22 protein-coding genes are annotated in these 24,717 nt (G+C 51.7%); 18 read left to right on the top strand and 4 right to left on the bottom strand.

Features of this window, described 5'->3' with window-relative positions; translation table 11 throughout:
- Positions 1-95 precede the first annotated feature (95 nt).
- The 16 genes from frr (at position 96) to tilS (ending at position 18,944) form a co-directional block, all read left to right on the top strand.
- Entirely contained in the window at positions 96-653 is a 558-nt protein-coding gene (gene frr, locus A6301_RS11675; protein WP_107168765.1) for a ribosome recycling factor, read from the top strand.
- A 251-nt stretch (positions 654-904) separates the two neighbouring features.
- Positions 905-2,101 carry a 1-deoxy-D-xylulose-5-phosphate reductoisomerase gene (gene ispC / locus A6301_RS11670; RefSeq protein ID WP_205541412.1) on the top strand — a complete coding sequence of 399 codons (1,197 nt, stop codon included), beginning with the start codon at positions 905-907 and terminating at the stop codon, positions 2,099-2,101.
- A gap of 196 nt (positions 2,102-2,297) precedes the next feature.
- A complete protein-coding gene (gene ispU / locus A6301_RS11665; protein ID WP_107168767.1) occupies positions 2,298-3,059 on the top strand; it encodes a (2E,6E)-farnesyl-diphosphate-specific ditrans,polycis-undecaprenyl-diphosphate synthase in 762 nt (253 codons plus the stop codon).
- 9 nt (positions 3,060-3,068) lie between these two features.
- The gene (cdsA, locus tag A6301_RS11660; RefSeq protein ID WP_107168768.1) at positions 3,069-3,926 is read left to right on the top strand and encodes a phosphatidate cytidylyltransferase; all 858 of its coding nucleotides are present in this window, start codon (positions 3,069-3,071) and stop codon (positions 3,924-3,926) included.
- Positions 3,927-3,946: 20 nt separating this feature from the next.
- Positions 3,947-5,302, top strand: coding sequence for a sigma E protease regulator RseP (gene rseP / locus A6301_RS11655; RefSeq protein ID WP_205541414.1), 1,356 nt, complete (start codon positions 3,947-3,949; stop codon positions 5,300-5,302).
- A gap of 35 nt (positions 5,303-5,337) precedes the next feature.
- Positions 5,338-7,770, top strand: a complete 2,433-nt coding sequence (gene bamA, locus A6301_RS11650; protein ID WP_205541416.1) for an outer membrane protein assembly factor BamA — start codon at positions 5,338-5,340, stop codon at positions 7,768-7,770.
- A 140-nt stretch (positions 7,771-7,910) separates the two neighbouring features.
- A complete protein-coding gene (gene skp, locus A6301_RS11645) occupies positions 7,911-8,408 on the top strand; it encodes a molecular chaperone Skp (RefSeq protein WP_010296419.1) in 498 nt (165 codons plus the stop codon).
- 3 nt (positions 8,409-8,411) lie between these two features.
- The gene (gene lpxD / locus A6301_RS11640; protein ID WP_012773639.1) at positions 8,412-9,434 is read left to right on the top strand and encodes a UDP-3-O-(3-hydroxymyristoyl)glucosamine N-acyltransferase; all 1,023 of its coding nucleotides are present in this window, start codon (positions 8,412-8,414) and stop codon (positions 9,432-9,434) included.
- 102 nt (positions 9,435-9,536) lie between these two features.
- Complete coding sequence (gene fabZ / locus A6301_RS11635) at positions 9,537-9,992, top strand: 3-hydroxyacyl-ACP dehydratase FabZ (protein WP_005975923.1); 456 nt, start codon at positions 9,537-9,539, stop codon at positions 9,990-9,992.
- Between the two features lie 4 nt (positions 9,993-9,996).
- Complete coding sequence (gene lpxA / locus A6301_RS11630; protein WP_107168772.1) at positions 9,997-10,785, top strand: acyl-ACP--UDP-N-acetylglucosamine O-acyltransferase; 789 nt, start codon at positions 9,997-9,999, stop codon at positions 10,783-10,785.
- A 3-nt stretch (positions 10,786-10,788) separates the two neighbouring features.
- Positions 10,789-11,940 (top strand): lipid-A-disaccharide synthase, encoded by a 1,152-nt coding sequence (gene lpxB / locus A6301_RS11625; RefSeq protein WP_205541418.1) that lies wholly within the window; start codon positions 10,789-10,791, stop codon positions 11,938-11,940.
- Between the two features lie 21 nt (positions 11,941-11,961).
- A complete protein-coding gene (rnhB, locus tag A6301_RS11620; RefSeq protein WP_107168774.1) occupies positions 11,962-12,558 on the top strand; it encodes a ribonuclease HII in 597 nt (198 codons plus the stop codon).
- A gap of 76 nt (positions 12,559-12,634) precedes the next feature.
- Entirely contained in the window at positions 12,635-16,117 is a 3,483-nt protein-coding gene (gene dnaE / locus A6301_RS11615) for a DNA polymerase III subunit alpha (protein ID WP_107168775.1), read from the top strand.
- A 12-nt stretch (positions 16,118-16,129) separates the two neighbouring features.
- Entirely contained in the window at positions 16,130-17,089 is a 960-nt protein-coding gene (gene accA / locus A6301_RS11610; RefSeq protein WP_107168776.1) for an acetyl-CoA carboxylase carboxyl transferase subunit alpha, read from the top strand.
- A 126-nt stretch (positions 17,090-17,215) separates the two neighbouring features.
- Positions 17,216-17,605 (top strand): VOC family protein, encoded by a 390-nt coding sequence (locus A6301_RS11605; protein ID WP_205541419.1) that lies wholly within the window; start codon positions 17,216-17,218, stop codon positions 17,603-17,605.
- Entirely contained in the window at positions 17,595-18,944 is a 1,350-nt protein-coding gene (tilS, locus tag A6301_RS11600; RefSeq protein WP_234257819.1) for a tRNA lysidine(34) synthetase TilS, read from the top strand. Before A6301_RS11605 ends, tilS begins: the two co-directional genes overlap by 11 nt.
- A 127-nt stretch (positions 18,945-19,071) precedes the next feature.
- Here tilS and rof read toward each other — a convergent pair whose 3' ends face one another.
- Together rof and A6301_RS11590 are read right to left on the bottom strand one after the other, a co-directional pair.
- Positions 19,072-19,332 carry a Rho-binding antiterminator gene (gene rof, locus A6301_RS11595; RefSeq protein WP_012773648.1) on the bottom strand — a complete coding sequence of 87 codons (261 nt, stop codon included), beginning with the start codon at positions 19,330-19,332 and terminating at the stop codon, positions 19,072-19,074.
- On the bottom strand, positions 19,319-19,519 hold the full coding sequence (locus A6301_RS11590; RefSeq protein ID WP_015731006.1) for a YaeP family protein: 201 nt from the start codon (positions 19,517-19,519) through the stop codon (positions 19,319-19,321). The genes rof and A6301_RS11590 overlap by 14 nt, the downstream gene beginning before the upstream one ends.
- A gap of 240 nt (positions 19,520-19,759) precedes the next feature.
- Here A6301_RS11590 and A6301_RS11585 point away from each other — a divergent pair, with 240 nt between their 5' ends.
- Both A6301_RS11585 and nlpE read left to right on the top strand, forming a co-directional pair.
- Complete coding sequence (locus A6301_RS11585; protein WP_107168779.1) at positions 19,760-20,314, top strand: YaeQ family protein; 555 nt, start codon at positions 19,760-19,762, stop codon at positions 20,312-20,314.
- Between the two features lie 71 nt (positions 20,315-20,385).
- Positions 20,386-21,081, top strand: coding sequence for an envelope stress response activation lipoprotein NlpE (gene nlpE / locus A6301_RS11580; protein ID WP_205942469.1), 696 nt, complete (start codon positions 20,386-20,388; stop codon positions 21,079-21,081).
- A gap of 58 nt (positions 21,082-21,139) precedes the next feature.
- Here the strand turns inward: nlpE and mutS are convergent, their stop codons facing one another.
- Both mutS and A6301_RS11570 read right to left on the bottom strand, forming a co-directional pair.
- Positions 21,140-23,704, bottom strand: coding sequence for a DNA mismatch repair protein MutS (gene mutS, locus A6301_RS11575; RefSeq protein WP_234257818.1), 2,565 nt, complete (start codon positions 23,702-23,704; stop codon positions 21,140-21,142).
- 301 nt (positions 23,705-24,005) lie between these two features.
- A complete protein-coding gene (locus A6301_RS11570; RefSeq protein ID WP_234257816.1) occupies positions 24,006-24,635 on the bottom strand; it encodes a glutathione S-transferase family protein in 630 nt (209 codons plus the stop codon).
- Positions 24,636-24,717 lie beyond the last annotated feature (82 nt).

The following is a 24,717-nucleotide window of genomic DNA, read 5'->3' as shown; positions in this document are numbered from 1 at the left end:
TTGCGCCATACGCCAGCCTAGCGCTGGTATTAATTATTCACCGGGTCATGCACTGACATGGCCTGCCAGGCAACCAGTTTTCAAGGGTTCACACCGTGATTAATGAAATCAGAAAAGATGCTGAAACGCGCATGGACAAATGTGTTGAAGCGTTTAAAAACCAGATCAACAGAATCCGTACTGGCCGTGCATCGCCTAGTATTCTTGATGGCATTCAGGTTGAATACTATGGCAGTGCAACGCCATTACGCCAACTCGCTAACGTCGTGGTAGAAGACTCACGTACGCTGGCGATTTCGGTATTCGATCGTACGCTTGGCCCAGCGGTTGAGAAAGCGATCATGGCCTCCGACCTCGGCCTGAACCCGTCTTCTGCTGGTACCGTAATCCGTGTTCCGTTGCCACCGCTGACGGAAGAACGTCGTAAAGATTTGATCAAAGTCGTTCGTGGCGAAGCAGAACAGGGGCGTATCTCTGTACGTAACGTGCGCCGTGATGCTAACGACAAATTTAAAGCTCTGTTGAAAGACAAGGCGATCAGCGAAGATGAAGAACGTCGTGCTCAGGACGACGTGCAGAAATTGACTGACAACTTCATTAAGAAAGTGGACGCCGCACTGGCAGAAAAAGAAGCGGAGCTGATGGAGTTCTAATCAGCCTGCTAGATAGTGCGTCGCAGGAAACGGGGACTTGCCCTTTTTTCCGGCGGCGCTTTATTTTTAACTATTACCGTAGTTATGCAATGAATGGGTGAAGGCTAGCCCCTCTGGGCAGTAAACAATTTTTTGCTATGTATATGCCTGCAACGATCGTGACTGTGATCAATCGCAGAGATATATCATGGTAATCGTCTCAGACTCGTGTACCTTCCTGTCATCGAATCCGGTTATTCAGAGCATTTTTAATGAAGCAACTGACAATTCTTGGTTCCACTGGTTCTATTGGCGTCAGTTCGCTGGCGGTGATTAAAGCCAATCCCGATAAATTTGCCGTACGCGCGCTATCTGCTGGATACAACGTCAAGCTGATGGTGGAACAATGCCTCTCTTTCCAACCCGCTTATGCCTCAATGGCTGATGAAGCTTCTGCAATTGCCCTGCGCCAGCAGTTAGCGGAATACGGTTGCAAAACAGAGGTTTTGGCTGGGGAACAAGCGGCGTGTGATCTTGCTGCATTGGATGGTGTCGATCAGGTCATGGCTGCGATTGTGGGTGCCGCTGGGCTATTGCCAACATTGGCTGCAATTCATGCTGGAAAACAGGTGCTGTTGGCAAATAAAGAATCGCTTGTCACCTGTGGACGCCTCTTTATGGACGCCGTGGCGCAAAGTGGCGCACAGCTTTTACCGATTGATAGTGAACATAATGCGATTTTTCAGAGTTTGCCTGAGCAAATTCAACGCCAATTAGGTTACGCTTCATTGTCGCAGCATGGGGTCGAACGTATTATTTTGACCGGTTCTGGTGGACCTTTTCGCGAAACATCGGTGTCGGCGCTGGCGGACATGACGCCGGATCAGGCGTGTGCGCATCCAAACTGGTCAATGGGACGCAAAATTTCGGTTGATTCTGCCACGATGATGAACAAAGGGCTGGAGTATATCGAAGCGCGCTGGTTGTTTAATGCTTCTGCCGAACAGATGGAAGTGATTATTCATCCGCAGTCGGTCATTCATTCTATGGTGCGTTACCGTGATGGCAGCGTTCTGGCGCAGTTGGGCTCGCCCGATATGCGTACGCCGATTGCCCATGCAATGGCTTATCCTGAACGTGTGACGTCGGGCGTAAAATCGTTAGATTTTTGCCAAATTGGTGCGCTGACATTTTTAGCGCCGGACTATGCGCGCTATCCTTGTTTACAGTTGGCGATTGATGCCTGTAATCATGGTCAGTCGGCCACCACGGCATTGAACGCAGCAAATGAAATTGCGGTAGCGGCATTTTTGCAGTCGCAGATACGCTTTACGGATATTGCGGCGGTAAATCGTCATGTTATTGAACAGCTTACATTGCCAGAACCCGGCAGCGTTGATGATGTTCTGTTCATCGACAACTGGGCCAGACAGGTCGCAACACAGACTCTGACACATTACGCGCGATAGCCCGGATAGACCCGTGGCACGATTTGTTCATGTGCGGTTGAGGTGGTATAGTCTGCGCCACTCAATGGTTGATTATGCGAATGTATAATCGACTGTGATGCTAAGCCGTGATCGTTCACGGCTTTTTTTGCGCTAACGGGGTCTGATGTTACGGAAGGACTGTTGTATTTCTTGCTTGAGGAAATAAGTACGCGTTATGCCGTCCGATAATCAAAAAAATACTCACGATCTGCCACCCGCCGTGCCGCGGCATGTTGCTATCATCATGGATGGCAATGGTCGCTGGGCGAAAAGCCGGGGGAAAATGCGGATTTTTGGCCACAAGGCTGGTGTAAAGGCTGTGCGGCGTTCTGTCAGTTTCGCCGTGAGCCAAGGGCTTGACGCACTGACACTTTATGCATTTAGCAGTGAAAACTGGAACCGTCCAGCGCAGGAAGTCTCCGCACTCATGGAACTGTTTGTTCGGGCGCTGGACAGTGAAGTGAAAAGCCTGCACAAGCACAATGTCCGCCTGCGGGTGATTGGCGATATCGGCCGCTTCAGCCCGCGCTTACAAGAGCGAATCCGTCGTTCAGAGACGCTGACAGAAAAGAATCAGGGGCTCACACTCAATATTGCCGCGAATTATGGCGGCCGTTGGGATATTATTCAGGGAGTACGGCAACTTGCAGAACAGGTGCAGGAAGGCATTCTTCGCCCTGATAGCATTAATGAAGCGTCATTATGTCAGTACATCTGTCTGAATGATCTGGCTCCGGTTGATTTGGTGATCAGAACCGGTGGAGAACACCGCATCAGTAATTTTCTTCTGTGGCAAATTGCTTATGCTGAACTTTACTTTACTGATGTCCTCTGGCCTGATTTCGATGAACAAGTCTTTGAAGGTGCGCTGAATGCTTTTGCACAACGCGAGCGCCGCTTCGGGGGAACAACACCTATCGATGCTGATGCATCCTAGGGGGAACTTTTGCTGAAGTATCGCCTGATTACTGCTTTTATTTTGATCCCGATTGTTATTGCTGCACTGTTCTTGCTGCCGCCTCTGGGGTTCACGCTTGTTACGCTGGCTGTTTGTATGCTGGCTGCATGGGAATGGGGGCAACTGGCGGGTTTTGCCTCTTATGGTCAACGCCTGTGGCTCGCGATCTTGTGTGGTTTCTTGCTGGCGCTGATGCTGTTATCGCTCCCGGCCTACCATTATTCTGTCCATATTCCGCAAATCAGTATCGCACTCTGGTCATCACTGGTGTGGTGGGGTGTTGCGCTGTTTTTGGTTCTGTTTTATCCGGCCTCAGCCTCATTTTGGCGTCACTCACGCGCATTGCGGCTTGTGTTCGGCATCATGACGATCGTGCCGTTTTTTTGGGGTATGGTCGCGCTTCGCCATTACAATTACGCGATTAATCCCTTCGCGGGTGCCTGGTGGCTGCTGTACGTGATGCTGTTGGTGTGGGGAGCAGACAGCGGTGCTTATATGTTCGGCAAACTGTTTGGCAAGCGCAAGCTCGCACCAAAAGTCTCGCCGGGCAAAACCTGGGAAGGCTTTCTCGGCGGTCTGGCAACCTCAGCGCTAATCTCTGTGCTGTTCAGCCTCTATGCGCCGTTAACGGTAGCGCCAGCGACGTTGTTGATTTGTTCTATCGCCGCTGCGCTGGCCTCGGTATTGGGTGATTTGACGGAAAGCATGTTTAAGCGTGAGGCTGGCATCAAAGACAGTAGCCATTTGATTCCGGGGCATGGTGGCGTGCTCGATCGTATCGACAGCCTGACAGCTGCGGTTCCTGTGTTCTCTTGCCTGATGCTGCTGCTGTTTAAAGTGGCTTAGAATAAAGCGGTAGAGCTATTATGTTGAGTTTTTTCTGGAATCTTGCCGCGTTTATCATCGCACTGGGTGTGCTTGTCACCGTCCATGAATTTGGACATTTTTGGGTGGCGCGACGCTGTGGTGTGAAGGTGGAGCGCTTCTCCGTCGGTTTCGGTCGCGCACTATGGCGTCGCCGCGATCGTACCGGTACGGAATTTGTGATTGCGCTGATCCCGCTTGGCGGCTATGTGAAGATGCTGGATGAGCGTGTTGACACGGTAGCGCCAGAATTCCGCCATCAATCCTTTAACAGCAAAACGGTCTGGCAGCGTGCAGCTATCGTCAGCGCGGGTCCGATTGCCAATTTCCTGTTTGCCATTGTGGCGTACTGGCTGGTGTTCATTCTCGGCGTGCCGGGCGTACGTCCTGTCGTCGGTGAAATACTGCCCAACTCCATCGCAGCGCAAGCGGAAATGTCGGCAGGAATGGAACTAAAGTCCGTTGATGGTATCGAAACGCCTGATTGGGATACCGCGCGTCTGGCAATGATTGGTAAAATCGGTGACAGCGATGTCGTGATCGGAACCGCTCCTTTAGGTTCTGACCGTATCGTCCAGAAAACCCTGGATTTACGCGAATGGCAGTTTGAGCCGGATAAGCAAGATCCAGCGGCCTCGCTCGGGATTATCCCACGCGGTCCGCAAATCGAACCGGTACTGAATCAGGTGCAGGCTGGATCTGCGGCGGAAAAAGCAGGTTTGCAAGTCAGAGATAGGATCGTTAAAGTCGACGGGCAAGCTTTAGCGCATTGGCGTGATTTCGTCATCGCCGTGCGTGATAACCCCGGACAATCTATCGCTCTGGAGGTGGAACGAAATGGCGCAATAGTGCCGTTAACGTTAACGCCAGACAGCAAATCTGTGGGAAATGGCAAAGTTGAAGGGTTGGCCGGTGTTATGCCAAGCGTGACGCCGCTGCCCGAAGAATACAGGACTGTGCGCCAGTATGGGCCGTTCAGCGCTGTCTATCAGGCAACAGATAAAACCTGGCAACTGATGAAGTTGACCGTCAGTATGTTAGGCAAACTGGTTATGGGTGATGTTAAGCTGAACAACCTGAGTGGTCCCATTTCGATTGCTCAGGGCGCAGGAATGTCAGCAGATTATGGATTGATTTATTACCTGATGTTTTTGGCCTTAATCAGCGTCAATTTAGGGATCATCAATCTGTTTCCTCTGCCGGTATTGGATGGTGGACACCTGCTCTTTCTTGCGGTTGAAAAGCTGAAGGGTAGGCCGGTTTCTGAGCGTGTGCAGGACATTAGCTATCGTATTGGCACAGTATTGCTGATGTTGTTAATGGGACTCGCACTTTTCAATGATTTCTCTCGTCTCTAGGCGCGGGATTAGGTTAGGAAAAACGCATAACAACGATGGCGATCAAAAAGTTGCTCATAGCGTCGCTGCTGTTTAGCAGCGCAACCGTATACGGTGCAGACGGGTTCGTAGTGAAGGACATTCATTTCGAGGGCCTGCAAAGGGTTGCCGTCGGGGCGGCACTACTTAGTATGCCTGTCCGCGTTGGTGATACCATCGGTGACGATGATATCGGAAACACCATCCGTGCCTTGTTTGCGACCGGAAATTTTGAAGATGTTCGTGTCCTGCGCGATGGCGAAACGCTGATTGTGCAGGTGAAAGAACGTCCGACAATCGCCAGCGTCACGTTTTCCGGCAATAAGTCAGTCAAAGACGACATGCTGAAAGAAAACCTGGAAGCTTCGGGCGTTCGCGTTGGTGAAGCGTTAGACCGCACCGCGCTCACTAGCATCGAAAAAGGACTGGAAGATTTCTACTATAGCGTGGGTAAATACAGTGCGTCGGTGAAAGCCGTTGTCACGCCACTGCCGCGTAACCGCGTAGACCTGAAGCTGGTCTTCACTGAAGGCGTGTCTGCCCAAATCCAACAGATTAATATTGTCGGTAACAAAGCATTCAGTTCCGACGAATTGATCTCTCGTTTCCAACTGCGTGATGAAGTGCCGTGGTGGAACGTGGTCGGCGATCGTAAATACCAGAAACAAAAATTGTCTGGCGACCTCGAAACCCTACGCAGTTTCTATCTGGATCGCGGCTATGCACGTTTCAACATTGATTCCACTCAGGTGAGTTTGACGCCAGATAAAAAAGGTATCTATATCACCGTCAATATGACGGAAGGCGAGCAGTACAAACTGTCTGGCGTCTCGGTGAAAGGTAATTTGGCGGGTCACTCTGCGGAAATCGAAGGGCTGACGAAAATCGAACCTGGTGAACTCTACAACGGGACAAAAGTGACCCGCATGGAAGAGGACATCAAGAAACTGCTGGGTCGTTATGGCTATGCCTATCCGCGTGTAGTAACACAGCCGGAAATTAATGACGCAGACAAGACGGTGAGATTAAACATCAACGTTGATGCAGGTAACCGTTTCTATGTGCGTCATGTGCGCTTTGATGGCAACGACACGTCTAAAGATTCTGTTTTGCGCCGTGAAATGCGCCAGATGGAAGGTGCCTGGTTAGGTAACGATCTGGTTGAGCAGGGTAAAGAACGTCTAAACCGACTGGGATACTTTGAAAGCGTTGATGTAGAAACGCAGCGCGTTCCCGGTGTGGCCGATCAGGTTGATGTGACGTATAAAGTCAAAGAGCGTAATACGGGTACATTCAACTTTGGTGTCGGCTTTGGTACGGAAAGTGGCGTGAGCTTCCAGGCGGGCGTTCAGCAGGATAACTGGCTGGGAACGGGGAATTCTGTTGGTATCAGTGGGACTAAAAACGACTACCAGACGTATGTCGAGCTGTCGCTGACTGACCCGTATTTCACCGTCGATGGCGTTAGCCTTGGTGGTCGCGTCTTTTATAACAAATTTGAAGCGTCCGACGCCGATCTCTCTGACTATACCAACGTGAGTTATGGCGTTGGCAGCACCTTGGGTTTCCCGATTAACGAGAATAACTCACTGCGCGTCGGTTTGGATTATGTGCACAACGATCTGTCGGATATGAGACCGCAGGTGGCAATGTGGCGTTATCTGGATTCCGTGGGGGTTAACCCAGACGTTGTGGCGGGTACTAACAATAAATCTAGTGCAGATTTCAAAGCGAACGACTTCTTCCTGAATACCGGATGGTCGTATAACAATCTGGATCGCGGTTACTTCCCGACCAAAGGGACGCGCGCATCGGCGAATGCCAAGATCGCCGTGCCGGGCTCGGACAACGAATACTACAAACTGACGTTTGATTCGGCGAGCTACTATCCGCTAACTGATAGCGGTAAATGGGTGGTAATGGGCCGTACGCGTGCAGGCTTTGCCGATGGCATCGGGAGTAAAGAAGTGCCGTTCTACGATAACTTCTACGCCGGTGGCTCCAGCACGGTACGTGGCTTCCAGTCGAATACGATCGGCCCTAAAGCGGCGTATTATAACTGTACTACGGGCGCAACGTCTTATTCCAATTGCCCAATTGATAAAACCAATCTGGACGATGCCGTAGGCGGTAACGCGATGGCCGTGCTGAGTGCGGAATTGATCGTACCGACGCCGTTTATTAGTGACAAATACGCGAGTTCCGTACGGACGTCCTTCTTTGTGGACGGTGGTACGGTATGGGATACCAACTGGAAAAATACGCAAGCAACGATTGATGCTGGCGTGCCGGATTATAGCAAGGCGACCAACTTCCGTGTTTCCAGCGGTATCGCGTTACAATGGATGTCTCCGCTTGGGCCATTGGTCTTCTCCTATGCCCAGCCGGTTAAAAAGTACGATGGAGACAAGTCGGAACAATTCCAGTTTAACATTGGCAAAACCTGGTAGTGTGACGTCCGTAGGTCGTATGCAGGGAATGTTGCATCGCTGTTCATTGGTGTGAATGCTGGAAATTCAGCTAACGCCATGGCGCGATGCCCACCATTAAAGTGTTAAGACACAAATTAGGTTAGGTTGAGGAGTTTATAGTGAAAAAGTGGTTATGTGCCGCAGGCCTCGGTTTAGCATTGGCTGCTTCAGCCAGCGTTCAAGCTGCTGACAAGATTGCCGTTGTTAACGTTTCTAGCATCTTCCAACAATTGCCACAGCGTGAAACCGTTGGCAAGCAACTGGAAAACGAGTTCAAAGGCCGTGCTTCTGAACTGCAATCGATGGAAAACGACTTACAGACCAAGATGCAGAAGTTGCAGCGTGATGGCTCTACCATGAAAGCGAGCGATCGCAGCAAAATGGAAAAAGACGTCATGGCACAGCGCGAGCAGTTCTCAACGAAAGCACAGGCTTTTGAGCAGGACAACCGTCGTCGTCAGACTGAAGAACGCAACAAAATCCTGAGCCGCATTCAGGATGCTGTGAAAGCCGTTGCAACCAAAGAAGGTTATGATGTCGTGATTGACGCTAACGCTGTTGCGTATGTCGCCAATGCTAAAGACATTACTGCTGATGTGCTGAAACAGGTTAAATAATACATGTATTCAATTCGACTGGACGCGTTAGCTCAACAGTTGGATGCACAATTGCACGGTGATGGCGATATCGTCATCACCGGTGTTGCTTCTATGCATTCTGCAAAAACTGGGCAAATTACGTTTCTTTCCGACAGTCGTTACCGTGAGCAACTGGCCGGGACGCAAGCGTCTGCGGTCGTGCTGACGGAAGCGGATTTACCTTACTGTCAGGTTGCTGCGCTGGTAGTGAAAAATCCTTATCTGACCTACGCTCGCATGGCTCAGCTGTTGGATACCACACCGCAACCAGCAACCGATATTGCCCCGAGTGCAGTCATTGCTCCCGATGCGACGCTGGGTCAACAGGTGTCTGTTGGTGCCAATGCCGTCATCGAATCTGGCGCACAGTTGGGTGATGGTGTTGTTATTGGTCCAGGCTGTTTTATCGGTAAAGATGCCCGCATTGGCGCCGGTACCCGTTTGTGGGCAAATGTAACGATCTATCACCGCGTTGAGCTGGGTGAGCACTGTCTGATCCAGTCTGGGACAGTGATCGGTTCTGACGGTTTTGGCTATGCCAACGATCGCGGCAACTGGGTGAAGATCCCGCAGTTGGGAACGGTCAGAATTGGCGATCGGGTGGAGATTGGTGCGAGCACGACCATCGATCGCGGTGCGTTGGATGATACGGTCATTGGCAATGGTGTTATCATTGATAACCAATGTCAGATTGCGCACAACGTCGTGATTGGCGACAATACCGCGGTAGCGGGCGGCGTCATTATGGCGGGGAGCTTGAAAATTGGTCGTTATTGCATGATCGGCGGTGCTAGCGTGATTAACGGGCACATGGAGATTTGCGATAAAGTGACGGTAACGGGAATGGGGATGGTCATGCGACCAATCACTGAACCTGGGGTATACTCTTCGGGTATTCCTTTGCAACCCAATAAAGTATGGCGCAAAACTGCAGCGCTGGTGATGAATATTGATGAGATAAGCAAACGGTTAAAAGCCGTTGAACGAAAAGTCGATAACGTTTAATCACTCGCGTTTTATTTGCGGCCTGCCTGAAGACACCTAATTTAGGGTCTGCGCAGGCCGTGTTGTTGATGGCATCAGTTTTTTATGGACAGGAAGAGTATTTTGACTACTGACACTCATACTCTGAATATTGAAGAGATTTTAGAATTATTACCGCACCGTTTCCCATTTTTGCTGGTTGATCGGGTACTGGATTTTGAAGAAGGGAAGTTTCTGCGGGCGGTGAAAAACGTCTCTTTCAACGAACCCTTCTTTCAGGGGCATTTCCCGGGCAAACCGATTTTCCCCGGCGTATTGATTCTGGAAGCAATGGCTCAGGCCACCGGTATTCTGGCGTTTAAAAGCGTGGGTAAACTGGAACCAGGTGAGCTGTATTACTTCGCAGCTGTTGACGAAGCGCGTTTTAAGCGCCCGGTACAGCCAGGCGATCAAATGATCCTTGAAGTTGAATTCATTAAAGAGCGTCGCGGCGTTGCGCGCTTTAAAGGTGTTGCCAAAGTTGATGGCGAAGTGGCCTGTGAAGCGTCAATGATGTGTGCTCGTCGTCGGGAGTCCTGATAACGTGATTGATCAAACCGCCTTTATTCACCCTAGTTCGATTGTTGAAGACGGTGCCATTATTGGTGCTGGCGTTCATATTGGCCCTTTCTGCTACATCGGTTCTCAGGTTGAGATCGGTGCAGGGACGGTGCTGAAATCGCATGTCGTCGTCAATGGTGTCACTAAAATTGGTCGCGACAACGAAATCTATCAGTTCACGTCAATTGGTGAAGTGAATCAGGATCTCAAATATGCCGGGGAACCGACTCGCGTTGAGATTGGCGATCGTAACCGCATCCGTGAAAGCGTCACGATTCATCGTGGTACGACGCAGGGCGGTGGGTTGACTAAAGTCGGTAGCGATAACCTGTTGATGATCAACACGCATATCGCACACGACTGCGTAGTGGGTAATCGTTGTATTCTGGCGAATAATGCTACGCTGGGCGGCCACGTTTCCGTCGATGATTTTGCAATTATTGGTGGGATGACGGCTGTGCACCAGTTCTGCATTATCGGTGCTCACGTTATGGTCGGTGGGTGCTCTGGTGTGGCGCAAGACGTCCCGCCGTATGTCATTGCGCAGGGTAACCACGCTACGCCGTTTGGCCTGAACATTGAAGGCTTGAAGCGTCGTGGATTCGAAAAAGAAACGCTGCATGCGATCCGTAACGCATACAAACTCCTTTACCGTAGCGGTAAAACGCTGGATGAGGTAAAACCGGAAATCGAAGCGCTGGCGGCTGAATACCCCGCGGTGCAGGCATTTACCGATTTCTTTGCCCGTTCTACTCGCGGCATCATTCGTTAATCCATGACATCACGTCCTTTGACTATTGGGCTGGTCGCCGGAGAAACTTCCGGCGACATCCTTGGCGCGGGCCTTATCCGGGCGCTAAAAGAAAAGGTGCCGAACGCACGATTTGTTGGTGTAGCCGGGCCGCGTATGCAGGCTGAAGGCTGTGAAGCCTGGTACGAAATGGAAGAACTGGCCGTCATGGGGATTGTTGAAGTTCTCGGACGCCTTCCTCGCCTGCTGAAAATTCGGCGAGATTTAACCCAGCGCTTTAGCGATCTCAAGCCCGATGTCTTCGTGGGTATTGATGCACCTGATTTCAATATCACGCTGGAGGGCAACCTCAAACAGCGCGGTATCAATACTATTCACTATGTCAGCCCATCCGTGTGGGCGTGGCGTCAAAAGCGCGTTTTCAAAATAGGTAAAGCGACCAATCTGGTGCTGGCTTTCTTGCCTTTTGAAAAAGCGTTTTACGATCGTTTCAATGTACCTTGTCGCTTTATCGGCCATACGATGGCTGATGCGATGCCGTTGCATCCTGATAAGCTGGCAGCACGCGCGACGTTGGGTATTGCGCCCGATGTGCATTGTCTGGCGCTGCTGCCGGGCAGCCGTGGCGCTGAAGTTGAAATGCTGAGCGCGGATTTCCTCAATACAGCTGTGCTACTACGTCAGCATTTTCCCGATCTGGAAATCGTGGTTCCGTTGGTGAACAACAAACGGCGTGAACAGTTCGAACGGATAAAAAGCAGTGTGGCACCTGATCTGCGTGTGCATCTGCTGGATGGACAGGCGCGTGAAGCCATGATTGCCAGCGATGCGGCGCTGCTGGCATCCGGTACGGCGGCGCTGGAGTGCATGCTGGCAAAATGCCCGATGGTTGTAGGCTACCGCATGAAGCCCTTTACCTTCTGGCTGGCGCAGCGCTTGGTCAAAACGCCATGGGTGTCGTTACCGAATTTGTTGGCAGGGCGTGAGCTGGTGGCAGAGTTGCTACAGACTGACTGTACGCCGGATAAGCTCGCCGCCGCACTGTTGCCGCTGTTTGCTGATACGGACAAAATGGCTGAGCTACGCACAACATTTGTGGACTTGCATCAGCAGATCCGCTGTAACGCCGATGAGCAAGCGGCTCAGGCGGTGCTGGAATTAGTAAAGCCTTATTAATAAAAGCATGTTAATAAAACCATGAGCGAAATATTTATTTACCCTCAGGCGAACTGTATCGCTGGCGTTGATGAAGTGGGTCGTGGCCCTTTGGTTGGCGCAGTTGTGACGGCGGCGGTGATTCTTGATCCGACCCGGCCAATTGTCGGGCTGGCGGATTCCAAAAAGCTGAGTGAAAAACGTCGGCTGGCGCTCTATGATGAAATCAAAGAAAAGGCGCTGGCGTGGAGTCTTGGCCGTGCCGAACCGGAAGAGATTGATCAACTGAATATTCTGCATGCTACGATGCTAGCGATGCAGCGTGCGGTGGCAGGGTTGTCTATTGTGCCGGACTTTGTTCTCATTGACGGTAACCGTTGCCCGGCATTGTCGATGCCCGCTCAGGCAGTGGTTAAAGGGGACAGCCGTGTGGCAGAAATCAGTGCGGCCTCTATTATGGCGAAAGTTACCCGCGATCGTGAGATGGTTGAATTGGATCAACGCTTCCCCGCTTATGGCTTTGCCCAACACAAAGGTTATCCAACGGCTTTTCATCTGGAGAAACTGGCTGCACTGGGTGCCACTGAGTTTCACCGTCGGAGCTTCGCGCCGGTCAAGCGTGCATTAGGCCTGGCGTAAAACATCATCATTCACTCTCTGTGTTGTGATATGACTATTGCAATGCTGACTAATCGATAAATTCTGGGATCTGGATATGGCCGAACCACGTTTTGTTCACCTGCGTGTTCACAGTGACTATTCCATGATCGATGGGCTGGCCAAAGTCGGTCCGCTGGTAAAAAAAGCGGCGGCGCTCGGGATGCCCGCGCTGGCGATTACCGATTTTACCAACCTGTGTGGGCTGGTTAAATTCTATGGCGGCGCGCATGGCGCAGGGGTCAAACCTATCATCGGCGCAGACTTCTATGTCGAAAGCGATGAATTAGGGGATGAATTGGCGCATCTCACTGTGTTAGCCATGAACAATGAAGGCTACCAGAATCTCACGCTGCTGATTTCCCATGCTTATCAACGAGGCTATGGCGCTGCCGGGCCGACAATTGACCGTGATTGGCTGATTGAGCATCAGGAAGGTCTGATTCTTCTATCGGGTGGTCGCCGAGGTGATGTGGGGCGGTTTTTACTGCGTGGCAATCAGGCGCAGGCCGAGCAGAGTCTGGCGTTCTATCAGGAACACTTCCCTCAGCGTTACTATCTGGAGCTCACCCGTACGTCCCGCCCGGATGAAGAAAGCTATTTGCATGCGGCGGTGGAGCTAGCAACCAAGCACGGTTTGCCCGTTGTAGCGACCAACGAAGTGTGCTTTATCAGCACGGATGATTTTGAGGCTCACGAAATTCGCGTGGCCATTCACGATGGCTATACGCTTGACGATCCTAAACGCCCACGTCATTACAGCCCGCAGCAATATATGCGTTCCGAAGAGGAAATGTGTGAGCTGTTTGCAGATATCCCTGAAGCGCTGGCGAACAGCGTTGAAATTGCCAAACGCTGTAACGTAACGATTCGTCTGGGCGAATATTTTCTGCCGCAGTTCCCGACGGGCGACATGACCACGGAAGATTTTCTGGTTGAGTGCTCGAAAAAAGGGCTGGAAGATCGCCTCGAATTCCTGTTTCCCGACCCGGAAGTGCGTGCTGCGCGTCGGCCGGAATATGATGAGCGTCTGGATATTGAGCTGGGCGTTATCAACCAGATGGGATTCCCCGGCTACTTCCTGATCGTCATGGAGTTTATCCAGTGGTCGAAGGATAACGATGTGCCTGTTGGCCCAGGACGTGGTTCCGGTGCGGGCTCATTGGTCGCCTACGCGCTGAAAATCACCGATCTGGACCCGCTGGAATTCGATCTGCTGTTTGAACGCTTCCTCAATCCTGAACGTGTCTCCATGCCTGACTTTGACGTCGATTTCTGTATGGAAAAACGCGACAAGGTTATCGACCATGTTGCGGAAATGTACGGGCGTGATGCGGTCTCGCAGATTATCACCTTTGGTACGATGGCGGCGAAAGCGGTGATTCGTGACGTAGGGCGTGTGCTTGGGCACCCTTATGGATTTGTCGATCGTATTTCAAAACTGGTGCCGCCCGATCCGGGCATGACGCTGGAAAAGGCGTTTGCTGCCGAACCGCAGTTGCCGGAAATTTATGAAGCCGATGAGGAAGTTAAAGCCCTCATCGATATGGCGCGCAAGCTCGAAGGAGTCACGCGTAACGCCGGTAAACACGCAGGTGGGGTGGTAATATCCCCCACCAAAATAACCGATTTTGCGCCGCTGTATTGTGATTCGGAAGGAAATCATCCGGTTACCCAGTTTGATAAAAATGACGTGGAATATGCTGGGCTGGTGAAGTTCGACTTCCTTGGCTTGCGTACGTTGACCATCATCGACTGGGCGCTGGAGATGATCAACGCTCGTCGTGCGAAGCAAGGTCAGGAACCGATTGATATCGCCGCGATCCCACTCGACGATAAGAAAAGTTTCGACATGCTGCAACGCTCGGAAACCACGGCGGTATTCCAGCTTGAATCGCGTGGCATGAAAGATCTGATTAAGCGTCTGAAGCCCGACTGTTTTGAAGATATGATCGCACTGGTGGCGTTGTTCCGCCCCGGTCCGCTGCAATCGGGTATGGTGGATAACTTCATTGACCGTAAGCATGGGCGTGAAGCGATCTCGTATCCTGATATTGAATGGCAGCACGAGTCTCTCAAGCCTGTACTGGAACCGACCTACGGCATTATCCTGTATCAGGAACAGGTTATGCAGATTGCGCAGGTTCTGGCGGGCTATACGCTGGGCGGCGCGGATATGTTGCGTCGTGCGATGGGGAAAAAGAACCCGGTCGAGATGGCGAAGCAGCGTGGTGGCTTTGAAGATGGTGCTAAATCGCGCGGCGTGAACGGTGAGCTGGCGGTTAAGATTTTTGACCTGGTGGAAAAATTCGCCGGTTACGGCTTTAATAAATCACACTCCGCTGCTTATGCGCTGGTGTCGTACCAAACGCTGTGGCTGAAAGCGCACTATCCTGCGGAGTTCATGGCGGCGGTGATGACGGCCGATATGGACAACACGGACAAAGTGGTGGGGCTGGTTGATGAATGCTGGCGGATGGGGTTAAAAATCCTGCCTCCAGATATCAATAGCGGTCTGTATCACTTCCACGTTAACGACGATGGCGAGATTGTTTACGGTATCGGCGCAATTAAAGGTGTAGGTGAAGGTCCGATTGAGGCCATTATTGAAGCGCGTAATCAGGGTGGCTATTTTAGGGAACTGTTTGATCTTTGTGCCCGCACTGACATTAAAAAGCTGAACCGCCGCGTGCTGGAAAAGCTGATTATGTCCGGAGCGTTCGACCGTTTGGGGCCGCATCGCGCCGCGCTGATGAACGCATTGGCTGATGCGCTAAAGGCTGCCGATCAGCACGCGAAAGCGGAAGCCATTGGTCAGGTGGATATGTTCGGCGTGCTGGCTGATGCACCTGAGCAAGTTGAGCAATCCTACAGCACTGTGCCACCGTGGCCGGAGCAGGTGGTGCTGGATGGTGAGCGGGAGACGCTGGGGCTGTACCTGACCGGCCACCCGATCACCCAATATATTAAGGAAATTGAACGCTATGCCGGTGGCGTACGTTTGAAAGATATGCACCCGACGGATCGGGGTAAAATGACCACTGCCGTTGGGCTGGTGTTGGCGGCTCGCGTCATGGTCACCAAACGGGGTAACCGTATTGGTGTCTGTACCTTGGACGATCGTTCCGGTCGGCTTGAGATTATGCTGTTTACCGATGCATTGGAAAAATATCAGCATTTACTTGAGAAAGACCGTATCCTTATCGCCAGTGGACAGGTCAGCTTTGATGACTTCAGCGGCGGGCTTAAAATGACCGTCCGAGAGTTAATGGATATCAGTGAAGCGCGGGAAAAATACGCGCGCGGGCTTGCTATCTCGCTGACTGACAGGCAAATTGATGACCAGCTATTAAACCGTCTCCGCCAATCGTTGGAACCCCATCGATCGGGGACGATCCCAGTGCATCTCTATTACCAGCGTGAAGATGCGCGCGCCCGACTACGTTTCGGCGCAGCATGGCGTGTAACGCCTGCCGATGCGCTACTGAACGAGCTGCGCACATTAGTGGGTAATGAGCAGGTGGAACTGGAATTTGACTAATATAGGAATACTATGAGTCTGAATTTTCTTGATTTTGAGCAGCCGATTGCAGAGTTGGAAGCGAAAATTGACTCGCTGACCGCAGTCAGCCGTCAAGACGAAAAATTAGATATTAACCTGGACGAAGAAGTCCAGCGCCTGCGTGAGAAGAGCGTTGAACTGACGCGCAAAATCTTCGCCGATTTGGGTGCCTGGCAGGTTGCGCAATTAGCGCGCCATCCGCAACGTCCTTATACGCTTGATTATATTAAGCACATCTTTACCGACTTTGATGAGTTGGCGGGCGATCGTGCCTATGCTGACGACAAAGCCATTGTCGGCGGGATTGCCCGTTTGGATGGACGCCCGGTGATGATCATTGGTCATCAGAAAGGACGTGAAACCAAAGAAAAGATTCGCCGTAATTTCGGCATGCCTGCGCCGGAAGGGTATCGCAAAGCACTGCGCCTGATGGAAATGGCCGATCGCTTCAAGATGCCGATCGTGACCTTTATCGACACGCCGGGCGCTTATCCAGGCGTGGGCGCGGAAGAACGCGGTCAGTCTGAAGCGATCGCGCGCAATCTGCGTGAAATGTCGACGCTGCGTGTGCCAATTATCTGTACTGTTATCGGCGAAGGCGGTTCCGGTGGTGCGTTGGCTATTGGCGTGGGCGACAAGGTCAATATGTTGCAGTACAGCACCTATTCGGTTATTTCACCGGAAGGCTGTGCGTCTATCCTGTGGAAGAGTGCAGATAAAGCGCCGCTGGCGGCTGAAGCCATGGGCATCATTGCGCCGCGTCTGAAAGAGCTGAAACTGATCGATACCGTGATCCCTGAGCCGTTGGGTTCGGCGCACCGTAACGTTCCGGCGATGGCTGAATCTCTGAAAGCACAGTTGCTGGCCGATCTGCTCGACCTCGATGGCCTGACGGAAGAAGAGCTATTGAACCGCCGTTATCAGCGTTTGATGAACTATGGTTACTGTTAAGTACTGTGGTTATTGCTGACAAGGTGATTGTCTGATTGATGGGTTATCAATCCGGCGACTCGGGCGTTACTTTGAAAATCCGTTGTCAGAAATGACAGCGGATTTTTTGCTATAGGGGGTTAGAGCATGCTGACACTGCTTGATGTCCATCACATTGCGGTGATTGCCGCTGATTATGCACGTAGCAAGGCATTTTATTGTGATGTGCTGGGGTTTACGTTGAACAACGAGGTTTACCGTGAAGCGCGGCAGTCGTGGAAAGGCGATCTTTCGCTGAATGGACGTTACACCATTGAGCTATTTTCTTTCCCGCATCCCCCATCGCGAGTCAGTCGGCCGGAAGCGTGCGGTTTACGTCATCTAGCTTTTGCCGTGGCGGACGTTGAACAAGCCATTGCCTCGTTGGGGCAGGCTGGCGTCATCTGTGAACCCGTGCGGATCGATCCTGAAACGCAGAAGCGGTTCACGTTTTTCTCCGATCCTGACGGCTTGCCTTTAGAACTGTATGAGATCTGATTCTGTGAACCACACTGAACCTGATGATGGATTGATCCAGACGATTGTGACGCAGACGGCTGGATGCGGGTCAATCCTGCTAGCCTACAGCGGTGGCCTGGATTCTAGCGTACTATTACATCTGCTGGTGGCCGTGCGTCAGCGTGCTGGGGTGACTGTTCGTGCGGCTTATGTCCATCACGGTTTAAATCCGCTGGCCGATAGCTGGGCCGAACATTGTCGCCAGCAGTGTGAACGCTGGCAGGTGCCGTTTGCCTCGCTGCCTGTGACGGTTGAGACGCAGAACGGCGGCATCGAAGCCGCAGCCAGAGCCGCGCGCTATCAGGCGCTGCAAACGCATCTGCAAGAGGGGGAAACCCTACTGACGGCACAGCACCTTGATGACCAGAGTGAAACCTTTTTACTGGCGCTTAAACGCGGCAGCGGGCCTGCCGGATTGTCTGCGATGGCGGCTAACACTATGTTGGGTCATCATCGTCTCATTCGTCCGCTGTTAGGGTTTTCTCGTATCCAGTTGGAAGCCTATGCGCAGCGGCATCAGCTTCATTGGATTGAAGACGACAGCAATCAGGATGAACGTTTTGACCGCAATTTTCTACGCCGCCAGATCTTACCGCGACTGACGCAGCGCTGGCCGCATTTCTCCTCCGCCGTGGCACGTAGCGCCCAGCTGTGTGCCGAACAGGAACAACTGCTCGATGAGCTGCTGGAGGAGTCATTGCAGGCGTTATGCCAGCCGGATGGCGCGCTGAGCATTGGTGGTCTGCTGCCGCTAAGCCCGGTACGTCGCTTTGCGCTGCTGCGCCGCTGGCTAGCGCAGCAAGGGGCGATGATGCCAGCACGTGAACAGTTGCAGCGGCTTTGGGATGAGGTGGCGACCAGCCGTCAGGATGCGGAGCCGGTATTGCAGTTGAATCAGATGCAGATCCGCCGTTTTCGCCAATTTCTCTACCTGCTACCGCTGATGCCGGCGCTAAAAGACCGCATTCTGCCGTGGCAACCGACGTCATGTCCGTTATCTCTCCCTGACAATCTCGGTACGCTGTTGCTGGCTGATGGTGGGATCGCGGTTCGCGCGCCGGAAAACGGTGAGGCGGTGAGTATCCGCTTCTCAACCAGCGGAACTGTGCATATTGTTGGCAGAGCACACGGTCGGCAAATTAAGAAGCTTTGGCAGGAGCTGGATGTTCCGCCCTGGTGGCGTGACCGGACGCCGCTGGTGTTTTATAACGATCAACTGATTGCCGCTGTGGGGCGATTTGTCACGCGAGAAGGGCAAGTTAGAGAAGATCAGCCTGTGTGGCACATTATGTGGGAAAAACAAGTTTGTGAAAAATAAGCCTAGGGGGAAAAAACCTAGGGAAGAAACTGATGTTGGTTAGCATTGAAATAAAAACGGACAACTTGCGTTGTCCGTTTGGGAAGCATTTCTTCAGCGTTTGCCGCTCAATGAAAGGGACGGTCCGTCAGGATTCGCTGACAACGACTTTCCCGATTTCAGGATGACTGAAACTGACGATGTGGTCGAGGCGCAGTTCGCGCGTTGCACCGGAGGCTTCAATCACCAGATATTCGACCTGTTTACGTGAGATCATATCACTGGCTTTACCGGTCACAACTTCACCATTGCGTAGTTCCAGCGTCAGCGTCAGATTCTGCTGACAGGTGGCTTCCAGGCTATCGTAATCATCACAGTTGATGGGTTGATATTCATTACTCATTGACATAATCACTCACCAATAAGTTAGCGGCGGCAAAAGCGGCCTGTTCCCTGACGGAGGATGGCAACGCCTCATTCGCGGCAATGCCATCCAGGGTTTTCAAAACACAACCCAGCGAATCGGGTATATAGCCCAGATCGCCACTGGCGATCTCTGCGTATAAGCGACGTACTAATTCACAGTATTCTTGCACTATATCCTCCCTTAAAAGCTTAGCTCGGTAGATATTCATGCATCATCACTTGCCGTGGTGCGCGATGTTGTAAGCCTACGAAGATAAACTCTATTTATCAAACCGACTATAGCATAGGGATTAACAGGATATCAGTAGTCCTTAGATGCCTAATCTATCGGATACGTGGCAGATATCACCTTTACTGTGAGGATGGCGCTAACTCAAGTAAACTAGGAGGGAATAAAAACGAGGTCACTGATGGCATTAAAAGCAACGGTTTACAAAGCAGCAATCAATATCGCCGATATGGATCGGAATTTTTTCCACGATGCGAGCCTGACGATAGCGCAGCATCCCTCTGAAACTGAGCAACGCATGATGCTGCGGCTTTTAGCATGGATCTGCCACGCTGATGAAAATCTGCGCTTTACCAAAGGGCTTAGCGCAGATGACGAACCAGAAATCTGGCGACGTAATGATACGATGGAGCTGGAATTGTGGATTGAGTTAGGCCTGCCGGACGAAAAACGTCTGAAGAAAGCCTGCAATCAGTCCCGTGCCGTGGTGCTGTATGCCTACAGCGAGCGTGCGGCACAGGTTTGGTGGAATGCGATATCGAATAAGGTCTCTGGATACAAGAATCTGGCTGTCCGATTTTTAGATGACAATCAACTGGCTCAGCTTGCCGGACTGGTTCAGCGCACCATGTCACTACAGGCAACGATCCAGGATGGTACGATCTGGTTGTCTGACGATAAGAATAGTCTTGAAATAACATTTTCTGAGTGGAAAATTCCTCAGACTCAGGGATGATAACAAGTTGGGTACGTTACAGCGTATTGAGTAAGAACGGGAAAACAGGACAGAGGGACAGAAAAATAATGATGAAAAAACTGGCTATCGGTGTGCTGTTGATTGCGGGGATTTCTGGGTTGATCGGGTGTCATACCCGTTCACAAGTTCAGGAAGAGCCCCTTAAACCAATGGCGCAAAGCTATCGTGGCGTTTTACCCTGTGCAGACTGCGGAGGGATTGATACGTCACTGTTTTTGGAAAAAGACGGGACTTTTGTTCTGCGTGAACAGTATCAAACGACGAGAGAAGGCAACAACACGTTCGCTTCCTATGGGCAATGGCGGCGCACCGCGGACAAGCTGGTCCTGACGGATAGTGCGGGCGAAAAACGTTACTTCCGCCCAGTTGATAGCGCCCTTGAAATGTTGGATCAACAAGGTTTGCCCATCAATTCATCTCTTCCTCGTCAACTGACAGCAACCGAGCAGCCGCTGCCAAATACGCCGATGGTAATGAAGGGAATGTACCGCTATATGGCGGATGTTGCGACCTTCTCTGACTGCGCGACAGGAAAGACTTTTGTGATGGATGACAGTGCGGAGTTGGAAAGAGAATATTTTCGCGTGAGAGAGAAAGCTGCGGAACCGGTATTACTTGTTCTCACTGCGCATTTTGCCGTTATTCCGTCGATGGAAGAGGGGCAAATGGTGAAGGCAGTTGTCCCTAACGGGGGCGATAAAGTACGTATGAAGGCACGAGAAAACTGCGATACACAGATAGACTGATTCGGCATTTAAAAGAAAAAGGCACTGATTTTCAGTGCCTTTTTCGTTCTGACTCGCGTTAGAGCATTTTCTTTAGCTGATAAAGCCAATCTAGCGCCTGACGTGGCGTGAGTGCATCAGGATCAATGGCCTCCAGCGCTTCAATGGCTGGTGACGACTCATCATTGCTCAGCAGCGCTAGCTGCGCGCCATCGATATGGCTGGATGACGCGTTATTCGATAACGTTTCTAGCTCTTTCAGCTTCTGACGTGCACGTTTAATCACTTCTTTCGGTACACCCGCCAGTGCGGCGACGGCTAGACCGTAACTTTTGCTGGCTGCACCGTCTTGTACGCTGTGCATGAAGGCAATGGTATCGCCGTGCTCGCGTGCATCCAGATGGACATTCACCACGCCTTCCATTTTTTCCGGTAGGGTGGTTAGTTCAAAGTAGTGCGTTGCAAACAGCGTCATGGCTTTGATGCGGTTTGCCAGATTCTCTGCACAGGCCCATGCCAGCGACAGACCGTCGTAGGTTGAGGTGCCGCGACCGATTTCGTCCATCAGTACCAGACTGTTTTCCGTAGCGTTGTGCAGAATATTCGCCGTTTCCGTCATTTCTACCATGAAAGTGGAACGGCCAGATGCCAGATCGTCTGCGGCGCCCACGCGGGTGAAAATACGGTCGACGGGGCCAATGACCGCCTGATCCGCTGGCACAAAGCAGCCGATATGCGCCATCAGCACAATCAGTGCCGTCTGACGCATATAGGTACTTTTCCCCCCCATGTTGGGACCAGTAATGATCAACATACGACGCTGTGGCGAGAGCGATAGGGGATTCGAAATAAACGGCTCACGCAGTACTTGCTCGACGACGGGGTGACGACCGCCTGTAATTTTGATGCCGGGTTTGTCACTCAGCGTCGGGCAGACGTAATTTAGCGTATCGGCTCGCTCGGCCAAGTTTGCTAACACATCCAACTCGGCCAGTGCTGCTGCACTTTGCTGGAGTTCCGCTAAATGAGGCAACAGCAAATCAAAAAGTTCATCATAGAGCGCTTTTTCCAGCGCCAGTGCCTTGCCCTTTGAGGTCAGAACCTTGTCTTCGTATTCTTTCAGCTCGGGAATGATATAGCGTTCGGCATTTTTCAGCGTCTGGCGACGGACATAGTGGATCGGCACCAGATGGCTCTGGCCTCGGCTAACTTGAATGTAATAGCCGTGCACACCATTGAAGCCGACTTTCAGCGTATCAAGCCCCAGTTTTTCACGCTCGCGAATTTCCAGACGGTCCAGATAATCGCTGGCGCCGTCAGCCAGCGCACGCCACTCATCCAATTCGGCATGGTAGCCCGGTGCGATGACCCCACCGTCGCGTACCAGCACCGGCGGTGCTTCGACAACGGCGCGTTCCAGCAAATCACGCAGTTCATCAAATTGGCCAATCAGGCTGACCAAACGGCGAACGGAGTCGGTCTCCAAGGGCGCAAGCTGTTCGCGAATATCGGGAAACTGCTGGAAAGCATGGCGCATACGCGCGAGATCGCGTGGGCGTGCTGTGCGTAAAGCAAGGCGTGCCAGAATACGTTCCAGATCGCCGACCTGCCGCAAATAGGGTTGTAAATCGGGCGTGATCTCCTGCAACGCGCTGATGGCCTGTTGGCGCTGTTTGAGCGCATCAACATCGCGGCTAGGCATATGAATCCAGCGCTTCAGCATCCGGCTGCCCATTGCCGTCACGGTGCAGTCCAGCACAGCAGCCAGCGTATTTTCCACACCACCAGACAGATTTTGTGTCAGTTCAAGGTTACGACGCGTCGCCGCATCCATGATGATGCCGTCCTGTTGGCGCTCCATCGTAATGCCACGAATATGTGGCAGCGAAGTACGTTGGGTGTCTTTCGCGTATTGCAGCAGGCATCCTGCTGCCCGCAGCGCGAGTTTTGCCTGCTCGACGCCAAAACCGGTTAGATCGCGAGTACCAAATTGCAGGTTAAGCTGCTGGCGCGCGGTATCGGGTTCAAATTCCCACAGCGGACGGCGGCGGAGTCCATGACGATTTTCGATTAAATCCATGGACTCAAAGGATTCTGGGTAGAGTAATTCTGCTGGATTGGTGCGCTGTAGCTCGGCTGCCATGGTTTCCCGGTCTGCCGGTTCGCTCACGCGAAAACGCCCAGAGCTGATGTCCAGCGTAGCGTAGCCAAATCCCCGGCTGTCCTGCCAGAGCGCTGCCAGCAGGTTATCCTGCTTTTCCTGCAACAGTGCTTCGTCGCTGATGGTGCCCGGTGTGACGATGCGTACGACTTTGCGCTCAACGGGACCTTTGCTGGTGGCGGGATCGCCAATCTGTTCGCAGATAGCGACGGACTCACCCATTTGCACCAGTCTGGCAAGGTAGTTCTCGACGGCATGATGAGGAACGCCCGCCATCGGGATCGGTTCCCCTGCGGAAGCGCCGCGTTTTGTCAGCGAGATATCCAACAGTTGAGAAGCCCGTTTGGCATCGTCATAGAACAGCTCGTAAAAATCGCCCATGCGGTAAAACAGCAGAATTTCTGGATGCTCAGCCTTTAGCCTAAAGTACTGCTGCATCATCGGCGTGTGGGCGGTGAAGTCCTTCTCTGTGGCTTCATTCATATTGATTTTACTCAGTCTTAACGCTTTTGTTCGTTCAGATGATAGCGCAGGGTTGGATGGTCAACCTTCCTGATGGCTCGTCACCTGAGCATTGAAATGGAATGCCAGAAGTATACTGGCTGGCAGATGAAAAACATCACCTGCGAGTGCGCTATCTTACCATTGATAGCCGTTATTTGACGTCAACGCGACGTTACCAGACTGAGACAAGGATGCGTATCCGATTTTTCCACTATTGTTGGAGTGCGCGAGGCGGCTCGCAAGTTTTCCCGACATCGGTGTGATGCCTCGCGCTTATTCCTTATTCTGCGTTTGCTTCAATATCCTGGATTTTCCGCCAGCTAGGCAGATTTTTCAGCCGCTGTGCATAGCGTTGAATATTGGGGAAACGATCGGCTGGAACGAGCCTTTCCACGACGGTATTGATAACGAAACCGAACATAATATCTGCGCCAGTTAGCGTATCGCCCACGATAAATTCTCTTGAAGACAGTGTGTCGTCTAAAAATGAAAAGACTTTATCGAATTCGTTGTCAGCGTAACGTTCAAGGAAATTCAGTGTGGTGCCAGTGTTCTTTTCAAATTCGCCAAAGATCTTCAATAAAACCGGCAACATGGCGGAACTTTCTGCAAAGTGTACCCACTGAAGATAATCAATATATTCGGCTGTGCTTGCATCTGGGGCTAAGTGTTTTGCGTGGCGATTGATCAGGTATTCAACAATCGCGCCGGATTCTGCGATGACTTTGCCATCTTCTTCAATCAACGGTGATTTACCTAAAGGATGTATCGCTTTCAATGATGCGGGTGCCAGATGCGTTTTCTCATCTCGCTGATATCTGACAAGTTCATAAGGTATCCCGGCTTCTTCAAGTAACCAGAGGATACGAACAGACCGAGAATCATTAAGATGGTGTAATTTTAATCCCATATTACGCTTCCTTAAATTCTGATGATTTGAGCTACTACGTGTATTGATTTCAGGTAATACACGTAGGGTAGCGATTCCGATG

This window comes from Pectobacterium sp. IFB5596, assembly GCF_021432585.1.
GTDB classification, from domain to species: Bacteria; Pseudomonadota; Gammaproteobacteria; order Enterobacterales; family Enterobacteriaceae; genus Pectobacterium; species Pectobacterium punjabense.
Note: the sequence above shows the minus strand (reverse complement) of the source record. Positions and strands in the feature narration are given on the sequence as shown.

Coding starts and splice junctions, on each gene's coding strand:
- ispC (WP_205541412.1), top strand. CDS start 905: ATGAAGCAACTGACAATTCTTGGTTCCACTGGTTCTATTGGCGTCAGT.
- ispU (WP_107168767.1), top strand. CDS start 2,298: ATGCCGTCCGATAATCAAAAAAATACTCACGATCTGCCACCCGCCGTG.
- rseP (WP_205541414.1), top strand. CDS start 3,947: ATGTTGAGTTTTTTCTGGAATCTTGCCGCGTTTATCATCGCACTGGGT.
- bamA (WP_205541416.1), top strand. CDS start 5,338: ATGGCGATCAAAAAGTTGCTCATAGCGTCGCTGCTGTTTAGCAGCGCA.
- lpxD (WP_012773639.1), top strand. CDS start 8,412: ATGTATTCAATTCGACTGGACGCGTTAGCTCAACAGTTGGATGCACAA.
- lpxB (WP_205541418.1), top strand. CDS start 10,789: ATGACATCACGTCCTTTGACTATTGGGCTGGTCGCCGGAGAAACTTCC.
- rnhB (WP_107168774.1), top strand. CDS start 11,962: ATGAGCGAAATATTTATTTACCCTCAGGCGAACTGTATCGCTGGCGTT.
- dnaE (WP_107168775.1), top strand. CDS start 12,635: ATGGCCGAACCACGTTTTGTTCACCTGCGTGTTCACAGTGACTATTCC.
- accA (WP_107168776.1), top strand. CDS start 16,130: ATGAGTCTGAATTTTCTTGATTTTGAGCAGCCGATTGCAGAGTTGGAA.
- A6301_RS11605 (WP_205541419.1), top strand. CDS start 17,216: ATGCTGACACTGCTTGATGTCCATCACATTGCGGTGATTGCCGCTGAT.
- tilS (WP_234257819.1), top strand. CDS start 17,595: ATGAGATCTGATTCTGTGAACCACACTGAACCTGATGATGGATTGATC.
- rof (WP_012773648.1), bottom strand. CDS start 19,332: ATGTCAATGAGTAATGAATATCAACCCATCAACTGTGATGATTACGAT.
- A6301_RS11585 (WP_107168779.1), top strand. CDS start 19,760: ATGGCATTAAAAGCAACGGTTTACAAAGCAGCAATCAATATCGCCGAT.
- nlpE (WP_205942469.1), top strand. CDS start 20,386: ATGAAAAAACTGGCTATCGGTGTGCTGTTGATTGCGGGGATTTCTGGG.
- mutS (WP_234257818.1), bottom strand. CDS start 23,704: ATGAATGAAGCCACAGAGAAGGACTTCACCGCCCACACGCCGATGATG.
- A6301_RS11570 (WP_234257816.1), bottom strand. CDS start 24,635: ATGGGATTAAAATTACACCATCTTAATGATTCTCGGTCTGTTCGTATC.